Here is a 25,200-nt window from a genome sequence, read left to right on the forward strand (position 1 = left end):
TGCCCGGAATAAAGGACTTACAGGCTTCTGCCCGACGGGCGTGGAAGTGAGCCGGGTGACGCTCGCTTGTTCGCGAAGACGGTGTTTCAGTCGATGTATTTTCGGCGATTATACAGCCCCCTTCGCGAACAAGTTCGCTCCCACGGCCTTCGGCCAGAATCAAAAGCAGACTTGTGTATAACGATGAGTACGGACGATGAGGAACGAGAGGTGCCTCGGTCAAACATAACCACGCACGTTAAAGCACCGCTCATTGAGAGTCAGGTGACTGCCCCGGAACCTGATCGAGCCCAAGCTGCCCGGCTGCCGCCTCACCCAGCAACCGCTCGATCTGCGCATGCTCCCAGCCACTGAGCAAACTCACCGGATCAGTGCGCAGCCAGCTTTCGAACGAGCCTTCCCGACCCAGCGGACAGCGGCACGCCCGACAGCGGGTCGGGCTGCCCTCGGTGACTTCCAGCGTCAGCAGCCAGCCGTCGATGTCCACCTGTTGCAGCCCGAAGCCGGAGGGTGTGCCGGTAAACTTCAGCGACCGTGTACCCATCGCAGCATCCCGCAGTTGCTGATACACCTCACGAGTCGTCAAAGCTTTCACAGGCATCACCCAATTCCATTTTGCTGAGTAAAGCACGATTCCGAATCGTGCCGGTTAAAGCAGACATGCGGGGCAGATATATTAAAACGTCGACGGCGCACCAAACAGGCTTTCGATCTCGGGCCGGGTCTGGTTGATCGCACCCAATTGACAAATCAGTTCTGCCTGCCTGCTGCCACGCACACCAGCAGTGGTCATCAGCGCATCGCGTACGTAGGTGTAGACACCGCTGACACCGAACGGCGTGATGTAGCGAACATGCTTGCTGATGCCTTGAGTAATCGTCTTGAACTGCTCACTGGCATAGTAGGTCCGGCGCGTCCAGGCCGATTCGAACACCAACTCCATCATGACGATATTCAGGCGCGACTCTACGACCTCATGATTAACATCCGGCGCAGGCGGTGCAGGCCTGGCGTTATCGTAAGGTTGTGCGAGGTGCAGGCGCAGTTTCAGCACGGCATCGGAACCCGCCATGTCACGGGCCAGCTGCTCAATGGCTTTTCGGGCTGCAGGCAGGTCAGCGCTGGCGAGATGAAAGTGCAGATGCATCTTGTCCAGCGTGGCGGTTTCGTTGGGGATCGGGTCAGGCAGGCGATCCACCAGCGTGCTGGAGCCATCCGGTACGTCGTAGGCGATGGTTTCCTCGAACATGTTCTGCTCGTCGGAGAACAGCAGGGCGCTGGCATCCTTGAATTGTTTCTGCGCTTCGGCGGACAGAAAGCCGATCTCCACGCCACCATCCAGTACGTAGCCAGGCAACGCCGTAACGCCTTCGATGACTGGCCACAGATGGCCGTCCTTTTCCCGCGTCAGGTGATGCTGAACATACCAGCCCAGGCCTTCAAGCCTGGCGCACAGCGGGCCATGAACGTCGCGCCAGTAAGTCGCGAACAGCTCATGGGGAACGCCCGTCTTGCGCAGCACGGTGGTATAGGAGTTGATGACGATGTTTTCATCGCGAGCGGCGTGGTTGCCGGAAAAGTGGCTGGCGGAAAATGCTGAGTTGGGCATGGAGGCTCTCTGTCATGGAGATATTCCTCTCAGGCGCCTCGCCGCCGAGGTAAGTTCAAGGAAACTTACCGGCGGACGCACCCTTGTGCTGCGATGCAGGGCGAGACGAACAGGTAACCCCGGTAGGCGCCGGCCAGAGTCCGTATCGACACGACCGACCACATCAGCGCCAGCAGCGCCACGAGCCACGTGCCAAAGACATCGAAGAAGCCCAGATGCAGGGTGGCGCCGAGTTTGAGCGTCGCCACTGCGTACACGCCGAGTGGAAAGGTGAACGCCCACCAGCCCAGGTTGAAGCCGATACCCTGTTTAACGTAGCGCGCCGTAATCAGCACGGCCAGCGCCATCCACCACAGACCCAGCCCCCAGAACAGCATACCGACCAGCACACCGATGCCTGCTGCCACCGTACCGATGGATGCAAGGCCGTGGGCGGCGAAGACGGCCGGGGCGTCGCTGCCCATCACCAGCATGCCCAGTGCGCCCGTACCGATGGGACCGAGTGCCAGCCAGCTGGAGGCGGCCATGCTTTCGTGGGGCAGTTTATGCAGCGCCAGGCGCAACAGCAGAATCACCAGAATGCTCAACGCCACGGGCACCGAATAGGCCCACAGTACGTAGCTGGTGATCAGCACCGTGAACTGCGAGTCAGCACCCGCAAGATGCGTTGTCAGCGATCCCCCACAGGCCGCTGCAACTTCTGCCGCGACCACCGGTAACAACCAGACAGCGGTCATCTTCTCGATGCTGTGCTCCTGACGGGTGAACATCATGAAAGGGATCAGCACCCCACACGCCAGGGCCATCGCCACGTCCAGCCACCACAAGGCTTCAGCAACCGGGACAATGGCACTGCCCCAGCGCGCCGGCCCGAACACCAGCAGGCCGTTGATGATGGTGGCCAGGCCCATGGGAATGGTGCCGAAGAACATCGACACGGTGGAGTGCCCGAAGACCTGACGTGCCTCATCGAAAAACAGCAACCAGCGGCTGGCGTACATCACGCTGAACAGCGTGAACAGGGCGATGTTCAGGAACCACAACGCTTCACCCAGCGCGCGCAGCGGGGCAGGGCTACCCGGCAGTTGAGCCAGCGCCAGCGACAGAATCCCGGTGCCCATGGTCACGGCGAACCAGTTGGGGGTGAATTGCCGAATCGCCTCCAGCGGGCTGGTCAGTGCTGCGAAGGGGGCGTTGCCCTTGATGAGGATTGCGAGTCTGCTCATGGCAGTCTCCTGCTGGTGATTTCGGGATGTACCATCAGTCTACGGATCGACAGTCAATCTTCTAAACGGGTAATCTCTATCATCGTTACCTGTTTTTCAGGTAGGTCTACCCGGCGAGAGAGATGGCCTTGAGAATCAACCTGCGGCAATTACAGATTTTTTGCGCGATCACCCGCTGTGGCAGCACCACCAGCGCAGGTAGCGCTCTGGCGCTGTCCCAGTCAGCCACCAGCGCGGCATTGAACGAGCTGGAAAGCGCACTGGGTACGCGTTTGTTCGACCGGGTAGGCAAGCGTCTGCTGCTCAATGACAGCGGGCAGGCACTGCTGCCGCGAGCCATGAAAATGCTGGAAAACGCCCAGCAGATCGAGGACAGCTTTCTGTTGCCCGACGCGGCGTTGAATGCTCGCCTGCGCATCGGCAGTAGCAGCACCATCGGCAATTACGTTGTGCCGCAGATCGTCGGGGCACTGCGCGGCTCGACGCCCCAGTTGCGAATCGATGTGGACATCGGCAACAGCGCGCTTATTGCTCGCAAGGTCGCGCAGTTTGAAATCGACATGGGTCTGATAGAGGCACCCTGTCATCTGCCTGAGCTGATCGCCGAGCCATGGCTGGTCGATGAAATGCTCATCGTCGCCGGCTGCGCCCATCCGCTAGCCGGGCAGGAACACGTGTCGCTGGGCGAACTGCAGAGCGCGGAGTGGCTGCTGCGTGAGCAGGGTTCGGGAACGCGCGAAGAGGTCGAACACTTGCTGCTCAGGCATTTGCATGACCTGCAGGACATGCGTCAGGTAGGCAGCTCGGAAGCGATCATGCGCACCCTCGCGCAAGGCATTGGCATCAGTTGCCTGTCCCGCCGTGTGGTCGCCGACCTGCTGGCCAGCGGGCAGTTGCGCACGCTCGCCAGCCCGCTGCCGCCGCTCAATCGCCGGTTCTTCATGATCAGGCACCGCGACAAGTTCATCTCGCCGAGCCTGGAGCGCTTCAGGGAAACCTGTCGTCAGGCCGCCGATCAGGCTGACACGTTACGCCACTGCTTGAGCCACAACGCCAACCCGACCAGCAGTAGTGCGCCATAAACACAGCTCAGGCCCAGTTGCAGCCAGGTGTCGTGCAACGGATGCAGCAACAGGGCGGCGATAGCCATCAGCAGGCTGGCCAGCAACCAGTGGCTGCGCCACGGCAAGACATGCAGCAAAGACTGGCGGCGCATCAGCAGCACGCCGGTGACCAGCGCACCGCCCAGCGCGGCGAGGGCAATGCCGGTCAGGCCGAAGGCGACGGGCAGTGCGCCGAGCAGCAGCGCATTGCACAGACTGCCGACTAGTTCGCAATTGAGCGGCAGGCGTGTGTCACCGGCGGCGTAGGCATAGCGCGCCAGCAAGGCATTCCAGGCACCGAACATCAGCGGCACGGCAAACCAGGCCAGCAATTCCGGTAGCGGCCCGCCCTGGGTCTGATTGGGCAGCAACAGTGTTACCAGCGCCCCGGCCGCGCCGATCAGCCCGGCCACCGCCGGCAGGGTCAGCAAGGTCGCGCTGCCCAGCCCGCGTTTCAGCAGCGACAGGCGCTGATCGCCGGCACTGCCGCTCATCAGACCGAGTAACACCTGATTCAGGCTCATCAAGGCAATCAGCGGCAGGTTGATCAATTTGCGCGCCAGGTTGACCCAGGTCACCGCGCCTTCGCCGAGCAGCGAAGCCACCATGCGCTCCAGCAGGGCAAGACCCTGGCTGGCCAGGTTGCTGCTCAGCAGCGGGACGATACGCTGCAACAGCTCACGCATTGCGCCAGCTTCCGATTGCCACTGCCAAGGCCGCCAGCCCGAGCGATACAGGGCTGGCAACAACACACCCGGCATCAGCACGCTACCCAGCACGCACGCGCTGGCCAGCCCGGTCGACGTCGAGGCATGGCTTAACGTGGCGAGGTAGATGACCGGCGGCAGGTTGAACAGCAGCGAGCCGAGCCCGGCCAGCACGAAGCGCGAGCGAGCCTGCAGCGGTACGCAAAACAGCGCATGCAGCATGAAACCCGGTGCGCACCAGGCCAGCCAGCGCAGGCCGCTGGCAGCCTGCGCGTAGCCGTCTGCGTCTAGCCCCGGACCGATCAGGCGCACCAGCCCCCCGGCGCTCAACAGCAGAATGACACTCACGGCCAGCCCGGTCAGTAACAGGCGCGGTGCCATGCCTCCCAGCCAGCGCTGTTGCCGTTCAACGCTGCGCTGCTGATAAAGGGGCAGGGCAGCGGCGCTGAGCAAGCCCGCCGCCAGTGACATGCGCAGCGCCTCGGGCAGGAACATCGAAACCAGAAACGCGTCGCTCTGGCCTCCGGCACCCCAGGCCGCCACCAATAGCCATTCGCGGGCAAATCCGGCAGCCAGCCCGGTAAGGGTGGCCAGTGTCAGCCAAAGTGTCGAACCCAGCATCGCCTGCGCTTCTGATCAGTGAAACAAGGTGAACAGGCCTTTGCCGCCCACCTTGTAGTTGAGGCCGCGAGCGCGCTCGCCCTTGATTTCCGCGTTCGGGCCACTGACGATGGCGTAGGGCGGAACCGGTTTGGAGACCACGCTGTTACCGCCCACCACTGCACCTTCGCCGATGTCGGCACCGAACGAAAGCAGCGCGCGGCTGCAGATCCAGGCGTAGTCGCCGATGAACACCGGCCCGCCTACTGCCCAGAATTCAGGCTCGTTGAGATCGTGTCCGCCGGCGATGATCAGCACATGTGAAGCGATGGTGACGTGATCGCCGATCACCAGGCCGCCGCGTGCGTCCAGTTGGCAGTGCCAGCCCACCGTGCTGTCATTGCCGATGCGCAGGCTGTCGACGCCCAGCACCTCGGTATTGCGCCAGACCGTCGAGCCCTTGCCGATCTTTGCGCCGCCGATGCGCAGCCACAGCAGGCGCAGGGTGTGGCTGGGGATCTTGCAGATGAGGATGTTGTACGCCTGCTCCCAGGTCCGCAACATGCGGTCGCGCAGGGTCGGCCAATTGATCCCGTACAGTGGAATAAGGGGGCCTTTGGTTTCGATGGCCAGCAGCTTGTAGAAGCGTCGCGCCAGCGGGTGTTCGATTCTTGGCTCGATATTGAGGTAGCAGATGAACGACAGGGTGCGATCCTTGATCCGCGTTTCAAAGCATACTTCGTTGTCCAGCATCCACTGGTAGGCGGCTTCCAGCTCGTCGAGCGGCACCGCCATCTTGCGCGCGTAATCGGGCAGTGCCTCCCTGAGATTATGAGAATGCATCATGCGGTGTTTCATGAGGAGGCTCCCGGCTCGTGTGAGGCTTCAAGATGTCTGGGTGTTGTGTAGGCGCTGGCGCGCAGGCGTCTGGTTTCGTACAGGCTGATGCCGACAAATAGCCAGAAAAATGCGACCAGCACACTGGTGAAACTGAAGTAATGGTCGAACAGGCCGCTGAACAGCGCTGCCAGCACACCGGTTGTGCAGCCCAGCGCAATGCCGTTGTCGCGAGTCAGCACGATCCGGCCGCTTCCGGGGCGCACTTCCTTCCACCAACTGACGGTGATGGCGATGAACAGCAGCATGCCGGGTATGCCGATCTTGTAGATGTAGTTCAGCCACAGGTTGGAAATGCCAAACTCTGTGTAGCCCAGTACCGGCGGGTCGGTCTTGAAACCGATGCCGAACGGGAAGGTGGCAACTGCATCGGGGAAATGGCTGTATTCCAGAAAGCGAATCGCGGTACTGGCGTCGTCATCGCTGAACAGCCCCATCAGGCGGTCTTGCAGAGGCGGGTAGAACATAAGCAGAACAATGCCTGCCACCAATCCACCCATCAGCAGCCGCCCCAAGTGCGGGATGCGTCGCCGGGCCATCAGCAGCATCATCGCGATCAGGCTCAATAGCGCACCGCGTGATCCGGTCAGCAACAGGCCGACCGCGCCCAGTGCGGCCACCGTCAGGCCCAGCTTGCGAGCCGCGCCGCTGCGCGTCATGCCGAAGCAGAAGGCTAGCGGCAGCAGCATCGCCAGCGCACCCCCGGCCACGTTGGGGTGCATCCACGGTGAGCCCATGCGGCTGGCGAGCGAAAGCAGGCTCTGGCTCAGGATGTCGGCACCGCTGTAGCCCAGGCTGCCGAGGATCGGAATAATTGCAGTGGCCGAGCCTTTGGTGACATAGACTCCGATCGAGAGCAGCAGCAATAACAGCGTCCCGCCCAGCAGCGCGATGACTGCATTTTCCAGCGTCTTGAGGTCGGTCAGCAGGCGTGGCACCAGAAACAGGATCGACAGGTTGAACAACCAGCGTATCCAGTTGATCGGTCCGTTGCCCTCGGCGACAACCGTCAACTGCCCGACCAGAAAAGGAAACGCACTGAACAGCATCAATGCCACCAGCAGCCGTTCGGGTCGCAGCATATGGGGCACACGCTGGCGCTCCTGGAAGACTGCATGCAGCAGGTAACTGGCCCAGGTCAGCATGATCAGCGCTTCGGACACCGTGGTGCGAATGCCGATTTGAACCGTCGAGTATGGCAGGAAGGTTCCGATCAGGCAGAACAGCAGCAGCCCGCGTACCGGCCGACGCATGATCGTGGCAACCGCCACGATACCGATTGCTGCCGCCACCACGAAGGGCGCGGGCAACATCCAGATCATCACGCCGAACAGCAGGCTGAACAGCAGCCCCAGGGGTAAGGCCATTGGCATCAGCGCAATTCCTCCAGCGCCGCGTGCACGCGTTCGCTAAAGGCTTCCAACTGGTAGCGTTGCGTCCAGTCTTTGGCAATCGCCGGATCCTCTTCGGGCGCCTGAGAAAGTGAGCCCATCAACCTGATCAGATTACCGCTGTCGACTGGCGAAAAGCGCGGGCTGTCGGGCGGGGCGACTTCGTCCAGCGACGAGCCAGTGGCCACTGCAACCGGTGTGCCTGTGTTCAGTGCTTCGATCACCGGCAGCCCGAAACCTTCGCTTTTGGAGGGTTGCCAGAGCCGTTCGGCATTTTTGTAGACGGCGTGCAGTTCGGCGTCGCTCAGGCCGCTGAGCACATGCAGACCCGGTAACTGGCGCTGGGCCTCGGTCAGCGGATCATCGCCACCGACCAGTACCAGCTCCGGGGTATCGACGAATTGCATGCGCGCGGTCTGCCAGGCATCCACGAACCATTTGATGTTCTTGCGCGGTTCGCGCGTGCCCACGCACAGCCAGTAACGCAGCGGCAGGCGCAGTTGCGCGATGTCGGCCGGCTCACCCTTGAACGCCTCCACCAGCAGCGGTATGACGCGCAGCTTGGCCTTGATCCTGGGGAACATACGAGCAGCTTCGTTTGCAGTGAACTGCGAGGGCACCCAGATCTGGTCGGCAACCTTCAACGACCAGGCAATCGACAGGTAGTCGGTCATCCGGTAGAGCCTGGCTTTCAGTTGCGAGCCGTGACTGTTGTGCTGCGTGAGCTGAAACAGATCGTGCAATTGCAGCACGTAGCGCATACCGGCCGGTTTGCGCCCCAGCGGCAGGCCCATGTTGATATTGGCCACGTAGATCTGAATACCGGCATCGCGCAGGGCTGCAGGCAGGAACTGGCCTTCGAAGCGCAGGCGATCGGGCAGCCGATGCACCGAATTCAATGGGGCGGCCCAGCGCGGGGCATGCATCAGGCGGCGTACCGGATGATCGTAGGGGGCCACGCCGAACAGCTGCAATTGCACGTCCGGGTGTTCACGAAACGCCTGTTCCAGCGCCAGGTTCTGGCGTCCGATGCCGCTGGTGGGGTAACCGGCTGCGGCGCGGTAGTCGAGTCCTATACGCATGAGCGCAATCCTTGCTTGGAGAACGAAAAACGGGTGTAAATCACTTCCAGCTGAGCGGCCGAAACGGACCAGTCATGCCGGGCGCGAACATAAACGCGGCCGGCCTCGCCAATCTGCTCGAGCTGCAGTGGTTTGTCGGTGTATTCAGCGATCAGTGCCGCCAGCCCGGAGGCATCCTCACTGCCCAGGTAATGTTCGCCGTGCCGCACCGCCAGCCCGGAAACCCCCTGCGCGGTGGTCACTACCGGCAGGCCGGCGGCCATGGCTTCCAGGGTCTTGAGCTTTGAGCCGCCACCCTGGCGCAGTGGCGCGAAGAACATCGAGGCAGTGGCCTGCAAGGCACGCAGGTCAGGCACAAAACCCAGCCATTCAATGCGCGGGTCAGGCCAGCGCTCGCGCCAGGCCGGGGGCATACCGAAGCCGCCGATGGCAAAACGCACATGGGGTGCCAGGGCCCAGACCTTTGGCATGATTTCGTCCAGCGCCCATTCGATGGCGTCGACATTGGGGCCGTATTCATAGTTGCCGATGAACAGCAGGCGATGGCTGTGACGGTCCGCATGAACGCTGGCGTAATAATCGCAGTCGACACTGTTGACCACATAGGACGTAGCCCTGCCGCTCAGACGCGAAAGCGCCTTGGCATCGTCCTCGGTGACCGCGATCAACTCGCCGGTCTGGCGAAACACGCGGGTTTCCCAGCGCCGGTAGCGCCAGCGGTCATAGACCGCGAAGGCATTGGCCCAGCGAGGCAGACGGTCGTAGCTGGCGGCACCGAGGTCCGATTCGACATTGTGCTCGGTCAGCACGAAGGGCTTGCCAGAGCGCTTGAGCGCACGCTCGAAGGGCTGGAAGGCATAAGTGTGCTGCAACTGAATAATGTCCCAGTCTTCCTCCAGCAACTGCTCGAAGACCTTTTCCAGTTGCGGCGCGTAGCCATTCACGCTGGCCAGCATCGGTGGCGCGGCAAACGCCACGGCCAGCAGGGTACGCAGGCTGAGCAGAGGGCGGCGATCGATCACGATCAGGCGTTCCAGCCACGGCTCCAGTGCCGCGCGAGCGTCGTCGTCCAGCGGGTTTTTGGACTGGACCAGCAGCGTGATGCGATGGCCACGCGCTGCCAGGTTGCGCAGCAAATGGTATTCCCGGGTTTTGCCGCCACTGGTGGTGGGCCAGGGCAGGTAGGGGAGCGTCCACAGGATTCGCATGGCTCAGGGCTTCCATTCCAGAATTTGCAGAGTCGGCTTCAGCAGCAGGGTGACGCCCTGGCTGCCGGACAGCGGGGTGCGGCTACCGGTCAATGGGTCGTGAACCACAGCGTCGGTGATAGCCGGGAAATTCAGCGACGTGCCCGCCGCACTCCAGAACATCAGCAGATGCGTGCCATCTGCACGCGTCCACGGAACGGCATAAAGGTCGTCCGGGACGCTGCTTACAGCTGGCGGTTCGGCGGGTAGCAGGCGCGGGCCGGTGATCTTCAGAAAGTTCTGCAGCGCGGTGTAGACCGGTTTGGGACTGGCTTGCAGGTCAAGCAGTCCGTAGCCCTGATCGCGGGCCGAGGCGCGCTCGTCCAGATCGCTGAGGTTGAACAGGAAGATGCGCTGGAAATCCATGGCGCTCATCAGCGCCAGACGTCGCAGGGTATAGTCAGCCTGGCCGGAGGTGCCAATCAGGTGCTGCATCTCCACCGGGCCTGCATAGCTCGACCAGCCCCATTCAGTGGCCCACACCTGCTTGACGCCGTTGCTGTGCAACAACTGGTTCATGGCATTGGCGCGCACCAGGAAATCGCGATCCGGTGTGGAATCGCCTTCCGGGTACTCGGAGTAGGGGTGATAGGCCGCGACAATATTCTGCTGGCCCAGGCCATTATCGAGCAGGGTCTGCAGCATGTAGCCGGAGGTGCTGTGCATCTGGCTGTAGTAAGCCATGCCCGCAGTGACGATCGTCTTGCTCGGCAGCACCGCACGGATCGCATTGGCAGTGGTGGTCAGCAAACGGCTATAGGCAGCCGGGTCCTCTTTGGGCAGCCAGACGATGTTCGGCTCGTTCCAGACCTGCCAGTTGTTGACCTGAGGATAGCGCTGGGCCAGGGCGGTCATGCGTGCGGCGAACACGTTGAAATCGGTTGGCGGATATTGATCGCGGGCCTTTGCCCCGGCCGGCGCGCTGCTGGCGAAGGGCGCTGACCCGACCAGGTACGCCAAGGTGTTGTAATTATGCGCCTTGATCGCGGCCATAGCGGCGTCCAGCTCGGTCAGGGCGTAACGGTCCTTTTGCGGCTCGATTACTGGCCAGTGAATGGTCAGTCGCACCCAGTTCAGGCCCAGTTCATCCAGACGGCTCATCTGCTGTTGATAGATGTCAGGCGCGAAGTACTGAAACTGCACGTTGACGCCCAGAAAGTCTGCCCATACTACCTCGCGGGGAGCCTTGAGGACCGTTGACGCTTGCGCGGCACAGCTCAGCGCTGCGCCGAGCAGTGCGCTGGTGACGAGTTGCCCGAATCTGGATGGACGCTGCATGTCACTTCTCCTGGCAAGCCTGGCGAAATACATTCTGAAAATGTTCTGCGGTATGGCTCCAGACCCTGGCCTTGCCCATCTGCGCAGCGTTATCGGCCCATTGCCTGACCAGTTCCGGTGTTGCGCAGGCGCGGGCCAGGGCTTGCGTCAGCCCGTCGACGTCGCCTTGCGGGTAGATCATGCCGTTACCATGTGAGACTTCTTCGGCAAACGAGCGTGCATCCGAGGTAATGACGCCTCTGCCACAGGCCACTGCCCACGACAGCGCGCCACTGGTGCCGCGCAGCTTGCCAAGAATCTTCAGTTTGCTCGACTCGCGATAAGGCAGGACCATGACGTGATGGGCCTGGATAACCTGCGGGATCTGTTCGGCAGGGAGGTCCAGTTGCCAGTCGATCAGATCGACAAGGCCCAGTTGGCGGATGCGCAGTCGCAGTTGTTCCAGATAACTGCCGGAAGGGCCGAAGGCCATTTCCGGCTCGCTGCCACCGGCCAGGGTCAGGCGCACGGTCGAGCGCAGTGCAGGCTGGGCAGTGAATACGCTGGACAGCGCATCGAGCAGATCCTCGATACCCTTGCCGCGATAAATGAAACCGAAATACAACAGGCGCAGGGGATTCAATGGCGGCAACGGCGCGGGGGCGATGTCGAGGTTGCCGTGATTGATGACCGCCATCTGCGCCGCTGTCAGCCCCATGCGCTGGCGCAGGCTCTGGCTGCCCGCCTGGGTCAGGGTCACCAGGCGGGTCATGTGCCGCGCCAGCTGCCGTTCTTCATGCAGGCACAGCGGGTCGGCCAGTACCGTGGCGATTTCCGGCAGCGGCGAGCGCATGCCGCTGACCATCGACAACGGCCAGGGCAGTTTTTCGCGCCGCCAGACCAGCCGCTCGGGATCGTGTACGGTCGCGGTCAACGGCAGCTTGGGGAAACGCCGACGCAGTGCGCGCAGCGCTTGAAACTCTGCCAGTCGCCCACCGCCCAGTTCAGCGTGGACCAGATCGATGCCGCTCCAGTCAGTTTCGGCCACCCGCTGCTCTGCGGCGCGGGGATCGTTGCCGACGCCCTGCAGCGGTGTAGTGACCTGCAGACCCAGGCCTTCAAGCGCATTGCGCAGATGTCCGGCGTAATCGGCGATGCCATTCTGCTCGGGTGGCAGCGGCGCAAGCAAAGCTATTCGCATCAGCCTCTGCTCCCGATTCGCTTGAGAAAACTCAAGACTTTTTCAGGCACTTCGAAGCGCCGACGGTTGATGATGATGCCGTCGACTTTCTTGAAAGCGGTGTTGAGGTTGTTCAACGTGTCTTCCAGCATCGGCACGGTGGTGTCTTGGGCGCGAACCACCAGCACGATCAGGTCAGCCTTGCGCAACAGCACGAAGGCGTCCTGATTCGCCGACAGTGCCGAAGCGTTGATCAGCACAATTTCGCCCGGAATGGCCGGACTGCGGCCTTCGGTACGCACCCGATGGCCCTGTTCGATCAACAGCGTGCTCAAACGCGCGATCACGAACGACACGCCGGCCCCGTACTTCACCGACGTAAAACCAATGGTCAAACCGCGTTCTTCTACCTGATCCAGCGGCAGAATGCCGTACACCCGATGCAGGTTCGATGTAAGGGCTGCACTGCGTTCCTGGGCACGTTCCAGGTCGGGGAGGCTGGTCCAGACCGGAACACCGAAGCTGCTCTCGATCTTGTCGCCGTCATGAATGCGCTGGTCCAGCAAGTAGAAGGAGTACAGCGCCACGGCACCGACCACGACGCTCAGCGGGAACGCCAGAAACAGCATCATCAGGCTTTTCGGGAATACCCGGCTGGGGTTGAAGGTCGCCTCCTCGATGGTCGCGATATTACTGATCTGACTGTTGTCCAGTTCACGGTCGATACGCGATTTTTCCAGGCTGTTTTTGTACAGCGCATAGCTTTTTTCTGCCGCATCCAGCTCGTTCTGCAGGCGTGACAGTTCCGGCTCCAGATTCAGTGCCTGCTGGCGGTCACGTTCCAGCTGCGCGATTTGCTCGTTCTGCTGGATGAACTGGGTTTGCAGGCGTGCGTAGCTGGTCTGCTGGTCGGCGTACACGTTCTGCATGCGGTTGTAGATCGGGTTGGGCGTGATGCTTTCGGAGCGCTGTACGGTGGCGTCCTGTTCCTTGAGCAGCTTTTTGAGGTTACTGACTTCCTCATTGATCGCACGAATCGGCGGCGCCTCGTCCTTGAACGAGCGGAGCATCTCCTGACGTTCCACTTCCTTGCCGTTGATGCGGTTCTGCAAGTCCTGGCGATTGGGGTTGAGGGCCAGTTCGCGGCCTGCCGAGACGGTCTTGGGCTGCTCTGCCAGTTGTTTTTTCAGCAGGTCCAGACCTGCCTTGGTCGAGGCAATCGAGCGGGTGGTGTTGTTGCGCTCGGTGCGCAGATCGTTGAGCGCCTGCGAGGTGTCCGCCAGACGCTGGGAAATACTTACCGCGCTCAACTGGTTCAGGTAGTTCTGGATCTGCTTCTTGTACTCGATGATGTTCGCACCGGTCGTCTTCACTTCCCCTTCGTAGAACGCGTACAGGCTGACACGGCCCAGCGTCTTGGTGCGCTGCGTCTGGTACTCGGTGATCCAGGTCTTGAGCACGGTCTGCGCGACTTCCGGGTCGCTCCAGGTAAACCTCAGTTCCATCACAGACGAGCCAGGCTCATGGCTGACCTTGAAGTTTTTCTCCAGATCCTCCGCCAGGCGCTCGGCCTGGGAGCGGTGTTCCACCAGCCCGATGAATTGCAGAACGCTGCGCACGCCGTTGACGAGCGCCCCGACGACGGTCTTGATGCCGTTCTTCACCGAGGCCAGAGCGCCCGTTTCAGGCGGCACCATGGACAGCTCGGCGAGGTATTTCTCGGAAACGGCACGCATGATCGGCCGCCCGCTTAGCATGCGCTCCTCGTCGAGCAGCGGATCGCGCAGGCCGCTCGGTATCACGATGGCCTGTCGGTCGGACAACTCGATAGGCACCGTGCTGCTGTCGCGGCCGGGCTTGACCAGCAGCAGGGCGGTGGACTCATAGCGGTTGGGGAGCAGAAACGCGCCCAGAAGAATGATGACGAACGTCGCCAGCACGGTAATCCTGACTTCGCGCTGGAAGATGAAGAGCAGGCGCAGCAAGTCGCGGAATGAGCGGATGTTGATCATGTCTGTTTCCCTGACAATTAATTGTTGTTGCGCAGCTCGTAGTTCAGGCCCAGGCCGATCGACTTCGCGAAGGGGATCAACTGGTTGAAATACAGGGACACGCCGTCAACCTTGTTGCCGACCGATGATTTGGGAACGAACACGATATCGCCGCGTTTCAACAGGACCGGTGCGGTAGGGCCACCGACGCCGCCCGCCCAGAGGAACTTGCTGTAATCGAAGAAGTAGGTCTTGTAGAGGCCGTTTTCTTCCTGACGCAGAAGCGCGACCTGACCGGCATCGGCATCGAGCGCCACGCCGCCCGCGCCGACGATGGCCTGGTCTAGGTTGGTGGCGACGTTGACCGGCAAGGTGACCGAGTTGCGCACTGCGCCACCGACAAACACCGTGTTGCCCGGCGACTGGGAAATGTTGATCGTCAGCGCGGTCTCGCGGTAAACGGTCTGCAGTTTGCTTTCCAGCAGGTCGTTAAGCTGCTGGAGGGTCAGGCCCGCGGCTTTCACCGTGCCGATGTAAGGGTAGGAAAAGGTGCCGTCGTTGAGCACCTGAAACAGGGTCAGTTCATAGATGGAGTTGGCGGTAAACGCCGAAATCGACGGTGCCTCGCCACTGTTGCGCACGATGCGCAGCGTGTCGCCGGGGCGGATTCGCTCCGGCGGCAGTGGCTTGCCAGCCAGTGCACGGCCCGCAGCCTGGCCGGCCTCGATTTGCGCACGGTCATCGGGCAGGCCCACCCTGGAAGGGGTATTGCACGCACTCAACAGCAATAAGCTGGCGATCAGCATCATGCTTTTCATTGTTCCTGAGCTCCTGTCATGCACAAATACGGCTCCCTCGCGGGTAATAAATTCATGTAGGCGGGTCATGCCTGTTCCGTGTGCAGTCGATTGCGTGGCGCTTGAATCAAGCGACGCTTGTTGCTGCGCCGATCAGCTCTTCACGGCCTTGTCGGGTACACGTCCATAAATGTCGGTAAAACGCACGATGTCGTCTTCGCCCAGGTACTCGCCGCTCTGCACCTCGATCATCACCAGATCGATGACGCCGGGGTTGACCAGACGGTGTGTGTGGCCCGGCTTGATAAAGGTCGACTCGTTGGTATCGAGCATGAACTCGCGCTCGCCGTTGGTGACGGTGGCCATGCCGCTGACCACGATCCAGTGTTCGCTGCGGTGATGGTGCATCTGCAACGACAGCGACGCCTGCGGGCGAACCACGATGCGCTTGATCTTGAAGCGCTTGCCCTCTTCGAGGACGGTGTAGGTGCCCCATGGGCGTGTGACCGTGCGGTGCAGGCGGTAGGCATCATGGCCTTGGCGCTTGAGCTCCTGAGCGATGATCTTGACCTCTTGGCTGCGGCGACCGTCGGCGATCAGCAAGGCGTCGGGGGTGTCGACGATGATCAGATTGTCGAGGCCGATAGCGCCCACCAGACGCTTTGGGGAGTCGATGTAGCAGTTGCTGACGTCGTGCAGCACGGCTTCGCCATTGCAGTAGTTGCCTTGAGCATCGACCGGAGACAGCTCACGCACTGCCTGCCACGAGCCGATATCACTCCAGCCAAGCTGGCAGGGCACCACGGCGACTTTTTCGGAGCGTTCCATCAGCGCGTAGTCGATGGAAATGTCCGGTGTCAGGGCAAACGATTCACCGTCCAGCTCGACTTGCAGCTCACGATTGCCTTCCTTGCGCGGGCTCGATTCCAGGCACGCGCTGACGGCGCTCAGGACGTCCGGCGCATGCGTGCGCAACTCGCGCAGCACGGCGTCGGCGCGCATGCAAAACATGCCGGCATTCCAGAAATGCTGACCGCTGTCCAGATAGCCCTGGGCGGTGATCGCATCGGGCTTTTCGACAAAGCGGGCGACCTGACAGGCGTCCGCATTGAGTGCCGGGCCTTTCTCAATGTAGCCAAAACCGGTTTCCGGTGCGGTCGGCAGAATGCCGAATGTCACCAGCCAGCCCTCTGCAGCCAGCTTCTGTGCAGCGCCCACCGCTCTGGAGAATTCCCCCACGTCGGTGATCAGGTGGTCGGCAGGCAAAACCAGCAGTTGCGCCTCGTCGCCATACAACTGACTGACGTGCAGCGCCGCAGCGGCAACCGCAGCTGCCGTATTGCGGCCGAAGGGTTCGAGGATGAAATCCAGGCGCGCATTGCCTTTGTTCAACTGGCGGTAGTCGTCCACCGTACGGAAATACACTTCCCGGTTGGTCACCGTCAGCAGACGCTCGACGCCCGGCAGACCCACCGCACGCAGAAAAGTCTTCTGCAGCAGGCTCTGACCGTCTGGCAGGCGCATGAACGGTTTGGGCATGGCTTCACGCGAAACCGGCCACAGGCGAGTGCCGGAGCCGCCGGCAATAATGCAGGGAATGAGAGTGCTCATCAGTAAGCCTCACGGGTGAATAGCACTGCAGGCACAGTGCGCATAAGGATGTAGAGGTCGAACCAGACGGACCAGTTTTCTATGTACTCAAGGTCGAACTCGACGCGTTTTTCGATTTTTTCAACAGTGTCGGTTTCGCCCCGATAGCCGTTGATCTGCGCCAGTCCGGTAATGCCTGGTTTGACGCGATGCCGCGAGGTGTATTCCTTGACCGCCTGCTCGAACAGAATCCCCGCAGCCTTGGTCGCCGTGGCGTGCGGGCGCGGCCCGACCATCGACATGCTGCCCGCCACCACGTTGAACAATTGTGGCAGTTCATCAAGGCTGGTCTTGCGAATGAAGCGTCCTACCCGGGTGATTCTGGCGTCGCCGCGGGTGGTTTGCCGTTCGGCGGTTGCATCGGCCTGGTGCTGATGCATGGAGCGGAACTTGAATACTTCGATCAAGCGATTGTTGTAGCCGTAGCGCTTCTGACGGAAAAACACCGGGCCTGGGGAATCGAGTTTGATCGCCAGTGCGACCAGCAGCATCAAGGGTGACAGCGCCAGCAATGCCAGCGATGACAGCACGATGTCTTCAGCACGTTTGATGAACGGCGACCAGCCACTGAGCGGCAGATCCGAGGCATTGAACATCGGCAGCCGGGCGACTTCAGTGATTCGGTTGTGGGTGTGTCGGAAGGCAATCATGTCCGGCACCAGCAACACGTTGACCGGTAGCCTGCGCAATTCGCGGATGATGTAGTCCATGCGGTTTTCTGCGGTCCAGGGCAGGGCGACCAGCACCTGAGTCACTTTCTCTTCGCGGATCAGCCGTTCCAGATCGCTGGTATTGCCCAGCAGCGGCAGGTTGGCCACGGTCTTGGGCATGCGGCCGATACGGTCGTCGATAAAACCGGTCACGCCTGAACGAATGTCCTGATGTTCAAGCAGGTATTCGGCCAGACGCTGGCCGTTCTCCGTCGCGCCCAGAATCACCGCGTGCTGCAGGAAGACGCCCTTGCGCATCTGATGTTTGAACAGCGTCAGTAACAGCAGGCGAATGATGCCGAACAGTGCAAGGCTGGTCAGGTACCAGATCAGCAGTTCTTCGGGTGGCAGGTAGCCGAACAGGCCCATTGCCTGCTGCATGAACAGCAATAGTCCGAAAGCGGCGGTCCAGGCCAGCGCCATCGCGCCCATGCGCAGATCGTTGCTGAACAGCGCTTCGGAATAGACGCCCATGGCTTGAAATACCAGCACCCCTACACAGCCGAAAAACAGCAGCATGGTCAGGTAGCTCTGATGAGCGTCCGTGCCGCCGTCCTTGATCAATAACATGATCACCAGGCCCGGCAGTATGCAGGCGATGCCATGCGCCAGGCGGATGCCGAAAAGAAAGTATTCGACCAGGCTGGTGCGGGTCAGCGAAAGACTGTCGACGGGCTGCAACCTCATAGAAATCCCCTACTCCCTGTATGCGCCTGAATTCTGCTGATTCAGGACAGCTTTCTACTGTCTGCCTGCAACACCCTGGAGGTGTTTATGCGTGGACTGTGTCCAAGCGTAGCCAGTTACACATCGTGCTGATGAGGAATCCAGATCGTCTTTTGTGAATAGCACTTTATGTATGTCGTCCCTGACCGGATTTTATTTAAGCCTTTTCAATCATTTGTGAAGGAAATTTCCCTCAGTTGAGGGTAATGCTGTCAGTAAAGCTCATGAAACGAATAGCGACAGTACAAAAGTGCTTCATTCATGACGCAGGCGTTGATCCGGACCGCCCGTTAAGTGGCTCTCGCCAGTGCCTGCGGGGCAAAACGAGCGGTTGCCAGGGTGAAAAAAATTTCCGCATCGGATGGGCTTTTTCCGACCGCCCGGGGTCACAGTCATGCGTCGTGCGAAATGTAAGCGGGCGCCGATAACAGAAAAGAGCGTCGCTCGCAGGTTTCAATTCGTAGGGTTCGGCAGAGGAGGTGTCATGACACAACGCAGGGCAATGCTCATTCTTCACGGTAAACAGGCACTCAATGAAGACGTGCGTGACGCAGTGGCAGACAAGCGTAAGCAGGGTTGGGAACTGGACGTGCGACTGACCTGGGAAGCCGGCGATGCCCAGCGCCTGGTCGACGAAGCCTTGGCCGCCGGTCATCGGCACATTGTCGCAGGTGGTGGCGACGGCACCTTGCGCGATATCGCCGAAGCTCTGGCACTGGCCGAAACCAAGGCCAGCCTGACTATTCTGCCGTTGGGGACTGCGAACGATTTTGCCCGTGCGGCCGGCGTGCCTCTCGAGGTCTCCAAAGCCCTGCAACTCATGGACGTGGCTCCGCGTGCGGTCGATCTGGGTGAGGTGGGCGGCAAGCTGTTCCTCAATATGGCGACCGGCGGGTTTGGCAGCCAGGTCACGGCGAACACGTCCGAGGACCTGAAGAAGGTGCTGGGTGGTGCTGCCTACCTGTTTACGGGCCTGACCCGATTCAGCGAGCTGCATGCGGCGCATGGTGAGCTCACCGGGCCGGATTTTCATTGGCGCGGAGACTTGCTTGCACTGGGTATCGGCAATGGTCGGCAGGCGGGCGGTGGACACGAGCTGTGCCCGACCGCGATGGCCGACGATGGTCTTCTCGACATCAGCATCCTGCCAGCGCCTCAGGAAGTGGTCGGCACGCTGAGGAGCCTTCTGGAGGGCGGGCTGGGTATCGACAATATGTTCATTCGCGCGCGTTTGCCTTGGGTAGAGCTCAAGTCCGCCCAAGGTTTGGATATCAATCTGGACGGTGAGCCGCTGTCGGGCGAGGACCTGCGTTTCGAGGCCCGGCCGGGCGCGCTTCACGTCCACCTGCCAGCGGACTCTCCGGTACTGGGCGGTGCACCGAAGCTCAGTCGTCCAGACTGATAATCCGTTCGCGAACGCAAAACAGCACCAACCCGGCCACGTCGAATATCTGCAGGCGTTTCATGACCTGGGCGCGGTGAGTCTCGATGGTCTTGACACTCAGCCCCAGGCCATCGGCGATCTCGCGTGTGGACTTGCCGCGCACGATCAGGCGCAGGATTTCAAGTTGCCGAGCGGTCAGTCGAAAGCGCTCTTTCGCCGCCTGGGCCCGGTCCGAGGGTGTACCGCGCAGTGCGCACTCGATGACCATCTGAGCAATGGCCGGGCTCAGATAGCGCTCGTTGCCACGTAGCGCCTCCAATGCCTGTTCGAGTTCCGCAGCCGTAGTGTCCTTGAGCAGATAACCCTGCGCGCCGATGTCTAGCGTACGCATGATCATGTCCGGATCATTCTGCGCCGACAGGATCAACACCTTGCAGTGCGGTTGCACCTTCAGCAGGTGCTCAAGTGCAACCAGGCCGTCGATGCTTTTCATGCAGATGTCGAGCAGGATGATGTCGGGCTTGAGGCGCTGCGCAAGACTCGCCAGTTGCGAGCCGTCAGCCGTTTCGCCCAGGATGGTGTATCCAGGCATGTCTGCAACCAGCGCTCGCACGCCGGCTCTGATAAGGGAGTGGTCGTCGACCAATAACAGATTGCAGGTCATTGTGATTTCTTGTGCAAATGAGACCGCTCAAACGTGTGTGCAGCCTCGGGTCATACTTGAATAGGATGTTAGCTGCAATAAAGACAATGAACGGAAAATGCTGACGTGACAACGCTGCCTCAATGACATCGCGATGTGACTCTCAACGGCCGGATGTGATCGAGTGTTATTGGCGGGTTACATCTTTCGGCGAAGCCGATTGCGCGGAGACGCTGGCCAGTTTTTCCAGCAGTTCAAGCTGTTCGTTGTCGTCCATCGTCAGCTCGCCGGTATGCGGATCGAGAAGCTCGACTTGCCAGTACATCAGTGTCAGGCAGTTCTTGACGGCGAGCAGGGCTTCCTGAGAAAGCTCGTTGGCCTGGCCGCCGGTTTTCAACAGTTGGCACAGCTGACGGGAAAAATCGGCAATGCACGGCACTGGAACGGCTTCTGCCTCCTGCGCGAGCTTGCGCAGGGTGGTCAACAGGCAGCCGGTAGCGTCCTCATCGTTGGGGATCAGCTCCAGATGCGAAAGACATTCTTCCGACTTGTGCAGAAGTGCCTGAGACAGGCTCAGGAACTGGTCGTGCTTGTGCTGCCAATCGTTGTGGCTCAGCATCCTGTGTCTCCACTGATCATGGATAGCGAACTTCCGCCCGCGGCGAATGGCTGACAGTTAATGTCGATTTCAAACAAAAGTATGTAGGGCGTTTCTGAATGTTGCCAGCGCCGATCGATTGCAAAGATTGGGACGCGGACACAAATCAAACGCCATTCATGTAGTGAGAATGCCGTCACAATAGTGGCAATTAGATGTCGATCATATCAGGTTATCCCTGATTGACTTTTTGCAGATATTTGATTTGGTTTTGGTCGCAGAGAGGCACCGAGGCATTTTCGGTGCTGGTTTGGAGCTGCATTTGCGTGTCTTGAAAGCGACATCAGTAAAGCATGATGGTAAAATGACATCAATGCTTGAGAATGGCCGTTCATCGCCATTAAGGTCCGGCTGATTTCAGCCGATACAGGCTCAACAGAATCAATGTGACCATCGCTTCAGGAGCTAATAATGGCAGGCATTCTCGACACAGTAGATCAGCGCACACAACTGGTGGGCGAGAATCGCCTGGAAATCCTCATGTTTCGCCTTGCCGGTCGGCAGTTGTTTGCGATCAACGTGTTCAAGGTCCAGGAAGTATTGCAACTACCCAAACTGACCCTCATGCCGCAACGTCATTCGTTTGTGTGTGGCGTGGTCAACCTGCGCGGCCAGACCCTTCCGGTCATCGACCTTTCCCAGGCCATCGGCATGCGCCCGCTGGTGCCGGGTCCGGGCAGCACGATCATCGTCACCGAATACAATCGATCGGTTCAGGCCTTTCTGGTTGGTGGTGTCGACCGCATCGTCAACATGAACTGGGATGCAATCATGCCGCCGCCGGTCAGCGCCGGTCGTCAGCATTACCTGACTGCCATCAGCAAGGTCGATGATCAACTCGTAGAGATCATCGACGTTGAAAAAGTACTCGCCGAGATCGTCCCTTACAACGCCAAGGTGTCCCGCGAGAAGCTCGAAGACCCGGTGCTGGAAAACGCCCGTGGCCGCGAAGTGTTGCTGGTCGACGACTCCAAGGTTGCGCTGGCGCAGTTGCGCGACACGCTGTCTCAGTTGGGCCTCAAGCTGCACGTCGCCAGCGATGGTCTCAAGGCGCTGAACATGCTCAAAGCCTGGGCGGATGCAGGTGAGAACGTGCATGAGAAGCTGCTGATGGTGTTCACCGATGCGGAAATGCCGGAAATGGACGGCTACCGTCTGACCACCGAGATTCGTAACGATGCACGTCTGCGTGGTCTGTACATCGTCCTGCATACCTCATTGTCCGGCAGCTTCAACGAATCAATGGTCAAGAAGGTCGGCTGTGACAACTTCCTCTCCAAGTTCCAACCCGACAAGCTGGTCGAGGTCGTGCGCGAACGTCTTTTGATGATTGTCTGACGCCGCGCGCGATTCTTCACCGCGAGTGCCGTCGGCTCCGGCTTCGGATAAGCTTTGCTGTCTGCATCAAAGCTTATCCAGCCCTCAAAGGAATCGGCGCCCATGTTACGTCTCAGCTCGCTCTATCGTTTCCCGCTCAAATCCTGCAAGGCCGAGTCGATGCAGCGCGCATCGTTCGATGCGTTGGGGTTGGCGGGTGATCGACGCTGGATGCTGGTCGACGCCAGCAATGGCCGGTTCTTCACTCAGCGTGCGCTGCCGCACATGTCCCAACTGTCGGTATTGTGGAACGCCAGTGGCGGCGTGACGCTTTCGGCACCTGGCTTCGAACCCCAGGACGTCGCGGTTCCGCTGAATATCGACCTGAATCTGCGTGGCGTCACCGTCTGGCGTGACTCGCTGCAGGTGCCGGATGCGGGCGATGAGGCGGCCGAATGGGTCAGCCGGTTTATCGGCAAGCCCACGCGTATGGTCTATCTGCCGGCGGAGCGTGCACGCTGGATCCCTGGCGGCTATCAGACGGTCAACGATCGGGTGAGCTTTGCCGATGGTTTTCCACTGTTGCTAATCGGTCAGGGATCGCTCGATGACCTCTCAGCGCGCATGGGCAGGCCGATGGAAATGCTGCGCTTCAGACCCAATCTGGTGATCGAAGGGGCCGAGGCCTTTGCCGAGGATGGCTGGAAACGCATCCGCATCGGCGACATCGAGTTCCAGCTGCTCACGCCTTGCGCACGCTGCATCCTGACCACTGTCGACCCGGCAACCGGCGAGCGCAGTACAGATCGCGAACCGTTCGCCACGCTCAAGACTTATCGGGAAGTGGAAGGCAACGTGCTGTTCGGCCAGAACGTGGCCAACGAGGGGTTGGGGGAGCTTGAAGTGGGCATGTCCGTCGAAGTGCTGGAGTAGGGGCGGGGACTGCCGTTGTCCGGCAGGAGTGCTGAGCGCAGCACTCCTGCCGACCGGTCACTGGTCGTCGAAGAACCGCTCGTGCCAGTCCACCAGAGGCTGAGGCGAGTTGAGCTTCTGGCCGTAGATCACCGAGTACGACAATACGTTTTGCACGTACTGACGGGTTTCATCGAACGGAATGCTCTCTACCCAGACATCGAAGGCCAGATGGTTGGCACCTTTAAGCCATTGGCGCACACGGCCCGGGCCGGCGTTGTAGGCCGCTGAGGCGAGCACCCGATTACCGTTGAACTGCGCATGCACCGAGCTCAGGTAGGCGGCGCCCAGCTGGATATTGGTGTCCGGGTCCAGCACCTGCTGAGGCGAGGCCAGCGGGATGCTGTACTTGCGCGCGGTCTCCTTGGCAGTGGCAGGCATCAGTTGCATCAGCCCGCTGGCACCGACGCCCGAGCGAGCATCGTCCATGAAGGCGCTTTCCTGGCGTGTGATGGCGAACACCCAGCTCGAATGTAGGCCACGCACCTTGGCTTCGCGTACCAGCGTGTCGCGGTGTGCCATCGGGAAGCGAATATCCAGATCGTCCCAGTATTGCGCCTGGCTGATGGTACGGATTGCCGGGAAATACCATTGCATGTCGTAGGCCAGCTTGGCCTGGGCAACCATCTCGTCACGATTGAACAGGCGGCTCACGTGATACCACTCGCGCCGACCGTTGACGATCTCGCCGCGATCGTGAAACTCCAGTGCGCGACGCACGCCGGGCGTGTTGCGTACCTTGTTGATCAGCGCCTGGCTCAGCACCAGGGGCTTGTTGTTGAGCTGGTACGGGCTCTGGGTGCGGTCGGCAGCCAGAAAACCGTAGAAGTCACGCTCCTTGGCGACGTCCTTGTACAGCGCGGCAATCAGCGGGCTGTTGGGTTGCGCCAGTTCCAGAGAGCGGGCTTCCCAGTAACGCCAGCGATTGGTCGCTGCCAGATCCTTGGGCAGTCGGCGCGCGAGCTCATAGGCGTCTTCCCAGCGACCCAGACGCAGCAGCAGTCGCAGGCGCCATTCGGTCACGGTGTCGTCACGCAATTCAGGGTCGTATTTGGTCATGACCTCCAGCGCGCGGTCGTCATAACGACGTGCCAGGGTCAGGCCGATTTCCTTGGCAATCTCGACCTGCTCTTCGCGGGAGAAATGCATGGTCGCGGCGTAGCCATCGAGCATCGACAGGGCTTTCTGCGGGTCCTGCTTGGCGAGTCGGCGCAGGCCGAGACCGACCACGTCGGACATCGCTTCGTCTACCGGGGTAAATTGCGACGGGTTGTTGACCATCTCGGGTTTCTGCGCGACAGCCAGCAGCAGGCGTCCTTGCGGTGCCAGCGAGTTGAGGCTGTCCACCAGCGTGCTGGCCAGACTGTAATTGCGCGTCTGCGCCGCCAGCTTGGCGCGCTGCCAGCGCTTCTGTTCGGTCAACTGGCCGGCCGCCGCCCACTGGGCAAAGAAACCGTCACAGGCAGCAGGTAATGTCTTGCCGGTCATCCAGAGCTTTTCGGCACTGGCGAAACCTTCGGCGCGCTTGTTGCTGTTCAACTGATACTGCCCGTACAGGCAGTCCAGCTCGACGAATTTCATCTTCGGGTCGTAATACTTGACGAAGGTTTGCCAGTCGCCACGCTCGGCCAGCCAGCGCAACCAGCGCAGCTTCATCCAGTTGGCTTGCGGCAGGTCGCCGTGCTCGGCAAGAAACTTCTCGATTTCGGGATTGCTTGCCGTTTTCAGGCGCGCCGTCAGTTCGTCGTATTCGAGGTAAGGCTCCAGCGGATAGTCGGCCAGGGCCGTGGCGTACATCTGGTAGGGGCCGGAATCGCCCTTGGCCAGTGCGCGTTTGGCTTCGTCGTAATACTTGCGTTGTTGGTTGAGGTCTACCGCATGAGCAGTCTGGACGGCGGTGGCGGAGAGGAGCAGGCACGATAAAAAGCTGAACAAACGACTGCGCATGAGACTTCCGAGCAGATGAGTCGGTGAAAAGTATTGCTAGCTTAGCCTTTTGCCAGCTCTTGGTGAAAGCATTGCCGACGAGCTTGTCTCATATGGAAATAATTGG

The 25,200-nt window shown here is 60.6% G+C and carries 21 protein-coding genes; 4 read left to right on the forward strand and 17 right to left on the reverse strand.

Annotated elements, in window-relative coordinates; translation table 11 throughout:
• Nucleotides 1–250 precede the first annotated feature (250 nt).
• The 3 genes from JOE34_RS15350 to JOE34_RS15360 form a co-directional block, all read right to left on the reverse strand.
• Nucleotides 251–601: a hypothetical protein gene (locus JOE34_RS15350; protein ID WP_004417166.1), complete on the reverse strand. Its 351-nt coding sequence runs from the start codon at nt 599–601 to the stop codon at nt 251–253.
• Nucleotides 602–676: 75 nt separating this feature from the next.
• Entirely contained in the window at nt 677–1,609 is a 933-nt protein-coding gene (locus JOE34_RS15355) for a hypothetical protein (protein WP_209996032.1), read from the reverse strand.
• Nucleotides 1,610–1,674: 65 nt separating this feature from the next.
• Nucleotides 1,675–2,835 carry a TDT family transporter gene (locus tag JOE34_RS15360; protein WP_024664521.1) on the reverse strand — a complete coding sequence of 387 codons (1,161 nt, stop codon included), beginning with the start codon at nt 2,833–2,835 and terminating at the stop codon, nt 1,675–1,677.
• A 128-nt stretch (nt 2,836–2,963) separates the two neighbouring features.
• Between JOE34_RS15360 and JOE34_RS15365 the strand changes: the two genes are divergently transcribed.
• Nucleotides 2,964–3,917, forward strand: coding sequence for a LysR family transcriptional regulator (locus JOE34_RS15365; RefSeq protein ID WP_209996035.1), 954 nt, complete (start codon nt 2,964–2,966; stop codon nt 3,915–3,917).
• On the opposite strand, the gene JOE34_RS15370 is transcribed toward JOE34_RS15365, so the two are convergent.
• The 11 genes from JOE34_RS15370 to JOE34_RS15420 form a co-directional block, all read right to left on the reverse strand.
• A complete protein-coding gene (locus JOE34_RS15370; protein ID WP_209996037.1) occupies nt 3,851–5,266 on the reverse strand; it encodes a lipid II flippase MurJ in 1,416 nt (471 codons plus the stop codon). The two genes, JOE34_RS15365 and JOE34_RS15370, sit on opposite strands and share 67 nt — an antisense overlap.
• A 15-nt stretch (nt 5,267–5,281) precedes the next feature.
• A complete protein-coding gene (locus JOE34_RS15375) occupies nt 5,282–6,103 on the reverse strand; it encodes an acyltransferase (RefSeq protein ID WP_024664518.1) in 822 nt (273 codons plus the stop codon).
• The gene (locus tag JOE34_RS15380; RefSeq protein WP_003427162.1) at nt 6,100–7,515 is read right to left on the reverse strand and encodes an O-antigen ligase family protein; all 1,416 of its coding nucleotides are present in this window, start codon (nt 7,513–7,515) and stop codon (nt 6,100–6,102) included. Before JOE34_RS15380 ends, JOE34_RS15375 begins: the two co-directional genes overlap by 4 nt.
• Complete coding sequence (locus JOE34_RS15385; protein WP_024664516.1) at nt 7,515–8,615, reverse strand: glycosyltransferase family 1 protein; 1,101 nt, start codon at nt 8,613–8,615, stop codon at nt 7,515–7,517. The genes JOE34_RS15380 and JOE34_RS15385 overlap by 1 nt, the downstream gene beginning before the upstream one ends.
• Nucleotides 8,606–9,823, reverse strand: coding sequence for a glycosyltransferase family 4 protein (locus JOE34_RS15390; protein ID WP_044313228.1), 1,218 nt, complete (start codon nt 9,821–9,823; stop codon nt 8,606–8,608). The genes JOE34_RS15385 and JOE34_RS15390 overlap by 10 nt, the downstream gene beginning before the upstream one ends.
• A 3-nt stretch (nt 9,824–9,826) precedes the next feature.
• Entirely contained in the window at nt 9,827–11,140 is a 1,314-nt protein-coding gene (locus JOE34_RS15395) for a cellulase family glycosylhydrolase (RefSeq protein ID WP_003315826.1), read from the reverse strand.
• Between the two features lies 1 nt (nt 11,141).
• Nucleotides 11,142–12,320, reverse strand: coding sequence for a glycosyltransferase (locus tag JOE34_RS15400; RefSeq protein WP_016568507.1), 1,179 nt, complete (start codon nt 12,318–12,320; stop codon nt 11,142–11,144).
• The gene (locus JOE34_RS15405; RefSeq protein WP_016568506.1) at nt 12,320–14,311 is read right to left on the reverse strand and encodes an exopolysaccharide transport family protein; all 1,992 of its coding nucleotides are present in this window, start codon (nt 14,309–14,311) and stop codon (nt 12,320–12,322) included. Before JOE34_RS15405 ends, JOE34_RS15400 begins: the two co-directional genes overlap by 1 nt.
• A gap of 17 nt (nt 14,312–14,328) precedes the next feature.
• Nucleotides 14,329–15,108 carry a polysaccharide biosynthesis/export family protein gene (locus tag JOE34_RS15410; RefSeq protein WP_003427153.1) on the reverse strand — a complete coding sequence of 260 codons (780 nt, stop codon included), beginning with the start codon at nt 15,106–15,108 and terminating at the stop codon, nt 14,329–14,331.
• 132 nt (nt 15,109–15,240) lie between these two features.
• Nucleotides 15,241–16,698, reverse strand: coding sequence for a mannose-1-phosphate guanylyltransferase/mannose-6-phosphate isomerase (locus JOE34_RS15415; RefSeq protein WP_032659208.1), 1,458 nt, complete (start codon nt 16,696–16,698; stop codon nt 15,241–15,243).
• Nucleotides 16,698–18,134 (reverse strand): undecaprenyl-phosphate glucose phosphotransferase, encoded by a 1,437-nt coding sequence (locus JOE34_RS15420; protein WP_003315821.1) that lies wholly within the window; start codon nt 18,132–18,134, stop codon nt 16,698–16,700. The genes JOE34_RS15415 and JOE34_RS15420 overlap by 1 nt, the downstream gene beginning before the upstream one ends.
• A 523-nt stretch (nt 18,135–18,657) precedes the next feature.
• Here JOE34_RS15420 and yegS point away from each other — a divergent pair.
• A complete protein-coding gene (gene yegS, locus JOE34_RS15425; RefSeq protein WP_003315820.1) occupies nt 18,658–19,575 on the forward strand; it encodes a lipid kinase YegS in 918 nt (305 codons plus the stop codon).
• On the opposite strand, the gene JOE34_RS15430 is transcribed toward yegS, so the two are convergent.
• Complete coding sequence (locus JOE34_RS15430) at nt 19,559–20,221, reverse strand: response regulator transcription factor (protein WP_003383639.1); 663 nt, start codon at nt 20,219–20,221, stop codon at nt 19,559–19,561. The two genes, yegS and JOE34_RS15430, sit on opposite strands and share 17 nt — an antisense overlap.
• A 166-nt stretch (nt 20,222–20,387) precedes the next feature.
• Complete coding sequence (locus tag JOE34_RS15435; protein WP_003391590.1) at nt 20,388–20,819, reverse strand: hypothetical protein; 432 nt, start codon at nt 20,817–20,819, stop codon at nt 20,388–20,390.
• A 450-nt stretch (nt 20,820–21,269) separates the two neighbouring features.
• Between JOE34_RS15435 and JOE34_RS15440 the strand changes: the two genes are divergently transcribed.
• Nucleotides 21,270–22,196 carry a chemotaxis protein CheV gene (locus JOE34_RS15440; RefSeq protein WP_003315817.1) on the forward strand — a complete coding sequence of 309 codons (927 nt, stop codon included), beginning with the start codon at nt 21,270–21,272 and terminating at the stop codon, nt 22,194–22,196.
• A 102-nt stretch (nt 22,197–22,298) separates the two neighbouring features.
• Entirely contained in the window at nt 22,299–23,108 is an 810-nt protein-coding gene (locus tag JOE34_RS15445) for an MOSC domain-containing protein (protein WP_032659203.1), read from the forward strand.
• A gap of 57 nt (nt 23,109–23,165) precedes the next feature.
• On the opposite strand, the gene JOE34_RS15450 is transcribed toward JOE34_RS15445, so the two are convergent.
• Nucleotides 23,166–25,094: a transglycosylase SLT domain-containing protein gene (locus tag JOE34_RS15450; protein WP_010425139.1), complete on the reverse strand. Its 1,929-nt coding sequence runs from the start codon at nt 25,092–25,094 to the stop codon at nt 23,166–23,168.
• Between the last annotated feature and the right edge of the window lie 106 nt (nt 25,095–25,200).

This window comes from Pseudomonas sp. PvP028 (genome assembly GCF_017832255.1).
Taxonomy (GTDB): Bacteria; Pseudomonadota; Gammaproteobacteria; order Pseudomonadales; family Pseudomonadaceae; genus Aquipseudomonas; species Aquipseudomonas syringae.